We start from the raw sequence: 10,500 nt of genomic DNA, 5'->3' as shown, positions 1-10,500 counted from the left end.
GACAAATTCTGTCCTCACGACGAGGCCTGTTCGAAGGCCTCCGGACTGACGCCGCCGAGGTGACTGTGGCGCCGGGCCCGGTTGTAGAACACTTCAATGTAATCGAAGATATCCGCCCGGGCTAGATCCCGGGTTTTGTATATTCTCTTCCTGATGCGCTCTTTTTTCAGTGAACTGAAGAACGATTCGGCCACCGCATTATCCCAGCAGTTGCCACGCCGGCTCATGCTCGGGACCAGGTTATTAGCCCGGCAGAAGCGCTGCCAGTCGTCACTGCCGTACTGGCTTCCCTGGTCTGAGTGCACGATGACCTCGCCGTCGGGTTTACGTCGCCAGACCGCCATCATCAGTGCATCCAGCGCCAGTTCGCGTGAGAGAGTGGGCTTCATCGACCAGCCCACCACGTTACGGGCGAAGAGATCGATAACCACCGCCAGATACAGCCAGCCCTGCCAGGTGCGGATATAAGTAATGTCGGTGACCCAGACCTGATTGGCCCGGACAACAGTAAACTGCCGCTGCACGCGATTAGGGGCAACCACTGAAGGTCTGCCAGCGATACGACGCGGCGCTTTATAGCCGCGCACGGCTTTAATCCGGTTCAGTTGCATAATACGGCCCACCCGGTTTTTACCGCAGGTTTCCCCGATTTCGTTCAGGTCGCCATGAACCCGCCGGTAACCGTATACGCCTCCGCTCAGTGAATAGGAGTCACGGATAAGCGTCAGCAGACGCTGATTATCTTTATCACGTGCCGAGACCGGGTTATGCAGCCACGCGTAGAACCCGGCCCGGGCGACATCCAGTACCCGACACATTGTCATCACACCCCATACAGTGCGGTGCTCATTGATAAAGCGGTACTTCAGTCGGGCTCCCTTGCAAAGTACCGCGCGGCCTTTTTCAGGATATCCCGTTCTTCTTCGGTACGTTTTAGCTGCGCCCGTAGTTTCAGGATCTCGCTTTTGGCTTCCAGTAAATCCCGGGCATGCTGCTCGCTGTTATCCGGTCTGATAGCCCGTAGCCACTTGTAGAGGCTGTGGGCAGAAACGCCCAGACGGTCAGATACTTCGGCAACGGAATAACCGCGTTCCGTTATCTGTCGGACGGCTTCTTCCTTAAATTCAGGTGTAAATCGTGGTGTGCCCATATGCTCCCCCTATACTCAAACTATAGGGCAGGATCGTCTACCGGGGTGGGGTCAGTCCAACTATAGGGCAGGATCGTCTACCGGGGTGGGGTCAGTCCATTGGCAATTGCATTATGGTATAGAGGGGCGGTTGCTCAAGCAGAGCTATTATCGCAGAAGGCAATTGATCGATATCGGGCTAAAACCAAACTCTTGTCTTCACGACACTCTCAAGATAATGAAGCTGAAGCAACTGCATTGATAAAAGCAGGAGTATTAACTAACAGTCTTAACTATGATGCGATTTTTGAAGAAGGAAAATTCTCTAATTGGCCTGATGGATATGTGGCTAGCTTTAGACATGCATGTCGCACAAAAAAAGAACTTGGTCTGCTCTTCAGGGCTTGGCAGTGCTTGCCCCCTGATTCAAATCATATTGGTCAAATCGAACTTGATGCAATTAGATTAAGCATAATAGAGGGTGCTGATATTACCTGTAGGCCAGAATATGGCTCTTTTTCCTCGCAGCAGCTATCTAAGTTCATAGATATCTTTTCTAAGAAAATCTTCACCAATATTGAGACTCATTATTTTTATGGTCAGTCGGCGAAAGTCTTCAAAGTTGAAGCTACAGGCAGCTACCATTGCTGGTTTTTTTCTTCACTTTGTATCAGGTTAAATGCAGAAGGTGACTATTCTTGGTTACCAGTAAGTGCAACCTCAGACAGAGCGGATGTATCAGCTCATTATGATTTACTCAATGAGTTGGCAGATTTAGTCGCAAATGAACTTATCGCAGGAAATAAACTAAACTTTGACGTGGTTTGTGCGATGTTTCCGCTTGTTCCAATATTAGATGAGATCCAATGGGAAACACGGAGAGCCGACATAGTTTTAAAGCGCGATTGGATTGAAATTGCAGCTGATTGTCACCTGATAACAACCAAATCTGAAATTTCGCGTGATGAACTAAGGCAAACAGTTGATGATGGTTTATTTAGAATTGACTGGCTAAGGCTATGGTATAAGGACGCAGGGCTTAAGCTATTAGACGATGATGCCGCAGAGCTACTTATCAAGCTTGAAGATAATCGACAATTAAATGAGTTAGAGCAAACAATTGAAAATTCTAATGCTTATCTTGAGCTAGCGCAAATAGCATTTCAACATGATAAATTAGCTCTTTTTGAAAAATATTTGAGAAAGACATGGGACTTTGTGCTTGGTTATGGGCATCACAAAGACCCCACCATCTTTGATGTATTGAAAGCTGTGGAATACCTTTCTGAATCTGACCCAGGTTCTGCCTTGGAAATATTAGAACGAATATCACCGATAGTTTTCAATATATCCAACTTTACTGATGGGGATGAAACTAGGCACTCTAAGCATTCCATATCTTCATTATTAGCAAAATTAAACCCGCAAACAGCTGCTTCAGTTTATGAGCAAGAGCTTAGCGATGGCGAATGGTATTATGCTGAAGAGACAATTTCTAGGTTGCTTGAAAGGTGTGACTTTGCTTCGCCGATTACAAAACATTTATATCTTACAGGTTTGCACTCTAGCTGCTACCGAGTGCTCAGAGAAAATATTGAGAAAGGAGAACCTCATGCCATTTGTATTGCCGATGAAATAGAGAGCCTTCTGGGTATTAATGTTCAAAATATATCTGAAGAAAAACATTCATCAACTGATAAATCTGATGGAAAAGTTTTGTTACAGCCATCGGATTATCCGCCTGAAAAGTTCGAAGAACTGACTGTATTGCTCAAAGAAAAATATAGCATTAGTGAATTTTGGAAAAACTGGTACACATATTGGTGTACCCAAGGTAAGGAGCCTGAGTTATTGCAACTGCTAATTCCACAGGTGTCGAAGCTTATTGATTGTTTTGATGATAAACGATACTTGTTAGATCTTCTTTTTTTCAGTGTTAAAAAATTACACGGTAAAACGAAAGCCTTTGATCTTTTGGTTGCAGCTCACAAGGCAATGAGAGGATGGTCTGATTGGTATGAGCGTTCAGAAAATAGCCTCAATCGGCTTAAGATAGTGGCAGAGCAATACCCTCAAAAAATTGACGAATTTATTAAATTAACAACATCACAACCGGATAATTGGAAAGATAAGTTTGGCAACTTAATTATTCCGAATGACAAGCTAGTTTTTTTGCTTTCTCATGGTGACAGGAAAGATGAGGCGCTTAAGCTAACGTTAGAGATGGTTACAAGCTTGGAAGAAAGCGTCCGCAATCTTCAACTTGCAAAACCGGTATGGGATTGGCGTCATGATGATTCTCTCGAGGATGCAATTCTCAAGACGTTAGTTTCGAGGCTAAAGCTACCTATACCCTCTGTAAAATTGTGGGTAGTAGAACAGCTTTCACGACTTTTAATAGCTCAACACCCAAGAGTTGAAGAATTACTAAAGGAAGACTTAGCAAGTAGGAAGCAAGAGTCTGAGTGCGTAGAAGTGTTATGTGTATTTTTTATTGCGAAATCTAAGGGTTATGTCTGCCCAAATGATCTGGGGCACTACATAAGAGCAAGGTCCACACTGTCAGATATAATACTCACAGAGCTAGCACCTCAACCAAAATACTTTGGCGAATACGCATATTTATTTACACCCTTTGTCTGCATGGCACATGATAATAATCGATTCGAATACTATCAGGGGAAGGATGTGCCTTTACTTTATAATACATTGTTGGAAAAAGAAGAGAGACGAACGGGTATACCTTTTACCGATTATTTTCAGTCTGAATGGAATAGTACATTCGAATACCAGCCTTCTACAGCAACAAATGTTGATTACTTCTTTAGCGGTGATCGATATAGATCTACCGGCCAATTTTATACACAAGCGAGCCATCGTGGTCGTTCCGCATATTTAAGAACAATAGAGCTGGCCAAAGAATTTTTCGGCATGCCGGATTCTTACGCGAGACATTTATCGATACCAGCACTACCTATCGAACCTGCGTATATAGAGCTTCGCCCTCAAAAACCTAAATGGTTACCTGTTTGGAGTGGTAACGACTCTCCTAATGAAGATAATTTAATCAGCTATGTTAAAGAAGGATTATCCAACTTTTCACAAACAGATGACAGTAATGACCTTTTAGCTTTTTCATTACCCATCAAGATTGATGACAATAACTGGATTGATTTGACTGTTGCAAAAGTGAACACTGAAATTGAGTTAACGCCTGACATGCAGATAATAGAGCGTTCCGGTTGTTTGTCTATTGGTAATCTTCTGGATAAGGAGCTGTCTTATGAGTTTGGTGAGAGTCAGATGCCCAGAGTTCCTACACTGGCTGGCACTTCGTATCCAGTTATGAGATATGGGCACTGGCACTCCGATCTCGAATCACGAGGGTTCTATATTCCCAAATGTCCCATTGATAATAAAAAGATTGTCGGTTCATCTTCCGATGGTTTGTTTAGTTACTCTATCGATGGATCTCAAGTTGGTTTTTCATCGTTCTGGTATAATGATTGGCAACCTATTCATCCCAAAGGAATTCGTTCTTTTTGTGGATCTTATACCGTAGTCAGCAAGGAAAGAATTGAGGAATGGCATCGCTCAAGTGGAGCAGAGCGTAAGAGCTATTACTTGTGCAAAGCCATTGTGCTTACAGCTGAAGATAACTTTAGGGAATTTAATGTACAAGAGATTGAGTTTTTTATACGTTGATTTATATGCCTCATTTCGTATATCCGCCCGATACTGAGTTTTCGCGACTATAATGGCCGAGTTGCTTAAATTATAGCCGGCGTCAGGTGAATACTATCTCCATACACCCAGTGTTTGTGATCCTGAAGGCCCAGGATTGTACTGACCCCAAAAAAGTTCATCTAACGGCCTGTTCAGAGCATCAACCTGAGTCGCAATATCGACCATGTATGCACCCTACCGGGCGCATTTGATTCTGTACTTGCAAAACGGAAGTAGTCCATAGATGTAGTAGGTGGTTTCAGAAATACCGGCCTCCCGGCAGACATCTTTAACAGTTCATCCGGCTTCAACCGACTTAATCACAGCGATGATCTGATGCTCAGCAAAACGGGCTTTACGCATAGCGATTTCCTTCGCTGGCTGATTGATTATGCCGGATGATCTCTAAACGTGAATGGCACGATTATGCAGGATACTTACAGTTGCATCTGAGCCTGGCTGAGGTTATATTGATTTGTGTCTAGCATATAGTGGTACTCGCTGTTAATCATCATTTTAATGATGGCATATCAGTGCATGAAGGGAGAGGGCGAGGCTTTACCCTCTCCCTTCATGATTTCAAATAGTTGTAAAAATTCATTGCCTTATTGCAACAGATTGATTAATAATTCCAATTAATGTATTTATTTTTTCATTTATCTTGATGTGTTTTTTCTCTTGTTCAAGAGAAAGCTTCCTGAATTCATTTTCCCTGCTCGGCACAGCAACTATCAATTCTTCATAAATCTCCTTTGCTCCTGATACTTTCGCCAACTCACTGCTGTATTTTTCAATAAGAGACTTTATTTGGATATTTACATTTCTGTGTTCATGGTTGGTAGCACTTGAAACAAGTTGACAGGAAGACTTTGGGGTTGCCTCAATTAATTCCACGCATTCTGTTGCGATATTAAATTCTGATGTGACTGAGTATAAATATTGATACACGCCTGTTTTTCTTACTTTGTTTAATAATCCTTTTCTAACCAGGGATTGAATTTGGTTATAAGCAAAAGCTTTTGCCTTTAAATAATTTTTCGGAAGTGAAAATCGCTCGATAAGAATTTTTGCTACTTCGTTACTGGTGAAGTTATCTTTGCCAATTAAGATGATTGCAGAAAATATGTACGACTCAGGGTTGGTTACTCGACTATTCATATGACAAAACAAGGCTGTTAACTTAGGATTGCTAAGTATACAACAATGACAGATACTTAGACAATCTAAGCATTCGAGGCCAATGAAGATGAATCAGTGTCTGAAAAAAATCCAATACCAGAACGACTTAAGGAAGCGAGATGCAGGGCGGGTTTATCACAGCGCTCTCTGGGTCTCCTTGTTGGCTTTGATCCCGCATCGGCTAGCAGTCGTATGAATCATTATGAGAAAGGACGCCATGTCCCCGATATTGATACGCTTCGACGAATGGCGGCAGAGTTAAACGTACCGTTGAACTACTTTTTTTGTGATGATCAGACGACAGCAGAACTTGCATTACTCATATCCCGAATGACAGAGGAAGAGCGAAGTAAACTTATCGAAGCACTCAAAACGTCTTCAGGTGACAACACTGCTGACAAAAAATGATGTTGTACAAACGCCTGCTAAACTTTTTGAAGGTAACAAAAGTGCAGTGCAATAAACCAAGCAGGGCATTACAGTAGTAGACGCCCTCTGATAAAATTGACTCTAATGAGTGGGCGTTGAAAGTTGCAATGCTCATCTTTCGAATAGAGCAAGATGTTTATTCATGAGTTCGTAGTGCGAATATACCGCTATATCTATCATTGATCTTTATTCCTTTTGTGTAATTCCATGATCAAATGCGGAGCAAGAAGGCTTTCTACCGGTATAACCGTATTGACTTTTACCGCTTTGACAATTTCAATCAATGACAAGGTATTCTGAGCTAGTTGTTCGCGAAGCTCTTTATTCTCTTCCTGTAACTGCTGATTACGACCAAGCAAGGCCTGCCGAGTCTTACGGTTCACATACTGCTGTTTTTCTTTGGGACGAAGATTCAGAGGCGATAGTTGTTGATCGACATAGGCTGCAATAAGACGCCTTCGTTCAATGTTACTTAATGTACTTAAGCCACCATTAATGATTCCTTTTGATTTAAGTCTGGCATGTAAGTTTTTAGCTGAAATAGGCGATTTATCAAACCCTTCAATCAACATTAACTGGAGTTCATGCTCTATCTGAGTATCCAATTCTTTACCACGCATTAGTTTTCTTCCTCTTTGTTTTTATGGTGCTCAAGGGCAAATAATTGAGCTAAAGTACGAATTTCACCTTCCACTTTTATCTCTCCAGACAGAATCTCTTGAGCAGAGAGAACTTGTAACAAGTTTGAGCGCCTGCGTAATTGCTCGCTTAAGGCATCCAGGTGAGTTAGATTTTCTTCGATATTGCCTTGTATTAACTGGTTGTCTGGAAGGGCCGCGATATACTGTTCAAAAGCGAGCGAAGCCTCGTTTAATGCCCGACCTTTTACTGCAATAGTTGAGTATTCATCAATACGACCTGTCAACGTGAAATGCTCACAGGGTTTCAATGCTTGGCACTTCATTCGATAAGGGCATCCCCACAAGTTAACGTCTCTCATGCAGGAGCCCAGTTTTAATGGATGCAATACCGCATGCCTTTGTACCATTTCAGACGCTTGTAATGGCCCTTCGTTTTTACTGATTTCCTCGAACGCAGCGGCTATGTCTTCGAATAATCCATCCCCTGACGACGCTTCAATGAAACCAGCAACATCGTTACGATCATCAAAGGTATGCAGGTTTGCCTTTATGTTGGTTTCCAGAGTTTGGGTACTATTAAACGTCATTAAACCGCTTTGCTTTACCATATCGAGAGGTGAATCAACGTCAACAGCAGTAAATGCTGACTGCTCCGGTACGGTTGGAACTAAAGGGGTTAGAGAAGATGCTTTTCGCCGTTCCTTGAGAGCCAGGTGCTGATAATGCTGATTTTGAGTAATATCAACACGCCCCATCAACATCGCTTGTAAGTGGTCTGAGATCTCTGCAATTGCGAGAAAAGTATTAATGTTGTGTCGAGGGATATGCGTTCGGAGCTGAGTAGGGCGGCCGTCATCTTCAAGCAACCTGTATTTGCTGAAAACAGATACATAGCCAGTAACGTTACCTAGAAATTTGTTTAGGCCGTTATTATTTAATGGTAGTGGCGTGGCTTTTAGTTGCAATACTCTCTTGAGAGTCAGTGATCCTTTGGGGAAAAGGAACAATAGCTCTTCATATTTAATCTCATATCTTTTGCCATTTTCTGCCCATGCATGAGTACAGGGAGTATTTGCACTGTTATCACCGAATTCACTTTTAAGAAAATGACTAAGATCAGACTTTGTAAAATATTTTTCTTTTTCATTACCTGATTTAAGGATGACTTTTGCCGGTATAAAGCCACGTTTCTCTAATGCTTTCGAAGCTTTATCACGTAAGCCTGCACGCCCCCGAAGCTCTGATGAGGACTGGACCATGTATTTTACAATATCATCAAGCTCAACGAGTTCACTGGTAATATCACTGATTGGCTTTGGTAAATAATCAGAAAATTTTTTTGATCGTAAATATTCGATATGTTTGCGAAACTCAGCTGTTAGTAACTTCACCGACTTAAATATATTTTCGACCAGAGGTACAGCTAAAGGCTCGACCCAATGCGTTCGTTCGCCAGCCCCCTTAACACCAACATAGCGTATGCCAAGAAAATAATCTGGCAATCCTTTATTCCGCAGACGTTTGCTGAGGTCAGAGTTATCTATATGTCGTTTGACCAAGGCATCCTGTCTGAGATTGAATGCCTCAACAGAACGGAATCCAGTGACGATCAGTAGCAGAAGACAATTGAGGGCAATCTTTTCAGTACCGCTTTCAACTCGCTGGATTAACGACACGATATTGAGGAAACCTTTAATGGTAATCAGTGTATCTTCACCATCAGTGGAAGTATCATCCAGCTTGTCTTTTTCTTTTAGTGAGATTGTTTCCCGGGCTTTCCGGGTCAAATTAGTCTGATTGGTATAACAATCATCGGAAACATATTGCAATGTTACTAATGTGAAGGCGTGATGGTTTACTAATTTCTGAATCTTAACACAACGCCCCTTGTAGTTGGCTAGGTTGGTATCACCTGGCCGGGAAGCTGCACTCAGAGTATCCATTGCGCTACGTACGACATCTGTAGTCAGATAGATGGGATGTGTTTGCCCAGTTAACTTAATGAGAGCGCAGTACCATCGTTTCAAAATAATCAGCGTTGCGACAGCAACCGCAGAGGAAATACTGCGATTTCTCCCTCGATAGACGAGTACCAGCATCGCTTTCATGAACAACTGATAAGGCTCGGAGACTGTATGGCGATCATCGATCCCTTTGAGCCGGTTAACCTCATCAAAACGTAATAAATTAGCCCCATTGCCACGTAACCAGCCGGATCCTTTGATCCCACATATCCAGACAAAGCTATCCCATGATTCTGCAAAATCTGCTGCCAGATTCTCTTCGAACCAAGCTTTCTGTTCTATGATAAAAGTCTCAAAGTTCGCTATATTTTTTTTCATTTCCCACAACCTCTGACGTTATGCAAATGACAACGGGCAATCACTGACTTGATTTCTATTTGCGTCGTCTCGTGGATAGAAATTAGTGGATTGAGAGCATTACCAACACTATCTGATACTGCTATCAGCTCATCGACTTCTTTAGAGACGCTATTCAATACGCCCTGGTGATGGCCATCAAGGAAAGGGCGGTAATATAAGCAACCATAGCAGCAACGAACTTCACAGAAGGGGCATTCATCATCGGTTCTCGCACAGCCACCAATCTCATAGTGTAATCGATCACCAACCATACCAACCACGCGTCGACCTTCCCATTCTTTTGAAGGAACTAGTTTCCCAGTAAGCATCATAGCCACCATGTTTTGCCACACAGGGTTAGAACCGAGTGCTTTAGCGCGGATCAATGCCAAGGCTGGGGTCGCACGGATGTAGTGCTTTGCTACAACCAGAGATGAATGGCCGAGAATGTGAGCAATTTCCTCTGCACTAGCGCCCTGCATTGCAAGTGAGTGACCAACGTTGTGGCGCAAATCAGTTGATGTTATTGAAGGTAGGGCGGCTTCACCGCACGATACGGCAAACTGGTAATCTTGTGGGCTAAAGGATAGAATCGTTTGGCTAATCGACTGAGAAACAAATTTAGGTGCTGATCCCCCCATATTAAACATTTTATCGGTAGGTAATAATCTGGCTTCATCTATATAATGCTTAACCAGTGCACCGATTTCTGGCGGGAGCGCCAGAATCAACCGATCCGTAGTGACGTACCTTTGTTTAGCATAAGGTAAAAGAACGCTATAACGAACCAACCCTGTTGTCGTACTGCAAGTATCGATTCGAAAGTCACCAGCAGCCAATTTAGCTAACTGAACCGGACGACTACCTGTGACATAACTTAGCCCCAGAACAGTGGCATTGCGAAGGTCCACCAGATTGTATTTTCTGCCTCGTGAGATAGCGGCAGCCATTTCAAAAAGACCTTTGCTGATCATGTTCTTTTCAAATGGGTCAAGGATATTATCTATGTTTTGATATACATTCCAATCATTTG

The 10,500-nt window shown here is 42.9% G+C and carries 7 protein-coding genes; 2 read left to right on the top strand and 5 right to left on the bottom strand.

What is annotated here, in order from left to right; translation table 11 throughout:
- Positions 1-14 precede the first annotated feature (14 nt).
- A protein-coding gene (locus tag IMQ48_RS07815; protein WP_230326324.1) for an IS3 family transposase occupies positions 15-1,150 on the bottom strand; the annotation gives its coding sequence in 2 pieces (ribosomal slippage) (positions 15-904 and positions 904-1,150; 1,137 coding nt in all).
- 99 nt (positions 1,151-1,249) lie between these two features.
- Here IMQ48_RS07815 and IMQ48_RS07805 point away from each other — a divergent pair.
- Complete coding sequence (locus IMQ48_RS07805) at positions 1,250-4,834, top strand: hypothetical protein (RefSeq protein WP_196208573.1); 3,585 nt, start codon at positions 1,250-1,252, stop codon at positions 4,832-4,834.
- Between the two features lie 618 nt (positions 4,835-5,452).
- Here IMQ48_RS07805 and IMQ48_RS07800 read toward each other — a convergent pair.
- Complete coding sequence (locus tag IMQ48_RS07800) at positions 5,453-6,013, bottom strand: hypothetical protein (RefSeq protein WP_166864000.1); 561 nt, start codon at positions 6,011-6,013, stop codon at positions 5,453-5,455.
- Between the two features lie 96 nt (positions 6,014-6,109).
- Between IMQ48_RS07800 and IMQ48_RS07795 the strand changes: the two genes are divergently transcribed.
- Positions 6,110-6,442 carry a helix-turn-helix domain-containing protein gene (locus IMQ48_RS07795; RefSeq protein WP_024168380.1) on the top strand — a complete coding sequence of 111 codons (333 nt, stop codon included), beginning with the start codon at positions 6,110-6,112 and terminating at the stop codon, positions 6,440-6,442.
- Between the two features lie 197 nt (positions 6,443-6,639).
- Here IMQ48_RS07795 and IMQ48_RS07790 read toward each other — a convergent pair whose 3' ends face one another.
- The 3 genes from IMQ48_RS07790 to IMQ48_RS07780 all read right to left on the bottom strand — a co-directional run.
- Positions 6,640-7,083, bottom strand: coding sequence for a hypothetical protein (locus tag IMQ48_RS07790; protein ID WP_016236669.1), 444 nt, complete (start codon positions 7,081-7,083; stop codon positions 6,640-6,642).
- Entirely contained in the window at positions 7,083-9,446 is a 2,364-nt protein-coding gene (locus tag IMQ48_RS07785) for a hypothetical protein (RefSeq protein WP_128452455.1), read from the bottom strand. The genes IMQ48_RS07790 and IMQ48_RS07785 overlap by 1 nt, the downstream gene beginning before the upstream one ends.
- Positions 9,443-10,500 (bottom strand): site-specific integrase (locus IMQ48_RS07780; protein ID WP_230326323.1); only part of this gene is annotated, 1,058 nt, incomplete at its 5' end. The genes IMQ48_RS07780 and IMQ48_RS07785, both read right to left, overlap by 4 nt.

The sequence above is a fragment of the Citrobacter sp. Res13-Sevr-PEB04-36 genome (genome assembly GCF_015672735.1).
GTDB lineage: Bacteria > Pseudomonadota > Gammaproteobacteria > Enterobacterales > Enterobacteriaceae > Citrobacter.
This window is presented reverse-complemented; position numbering and strand designations above follow the sequence as displayed.

Excerpts from the sequence above, each read along its gene's own strand:
- IMQ48_RS07800 (WP_166864000.1), bottom strand. The coding sequence starts at position 6,013 with ATGAATAGTCGAGTAACCAACCCTGAGTCGTACATATTTTCTGCAATC.
- IMQ48_RS07785 (WP_128452455.1), bottom strand. The coding sequence starts at position 9,446 with ATGAAAAAAAATATAGCGAACTTTGAGACTTTTATCATAGAACAGAAA.
- IMQ48_RS07790 (WP_016236669.1), bottom strand. The coding sequence starts at position 7,083 with ATGCGTGGTAAAGAATTGGATACTCAGATAGAGCATGAACTCCAGTTA.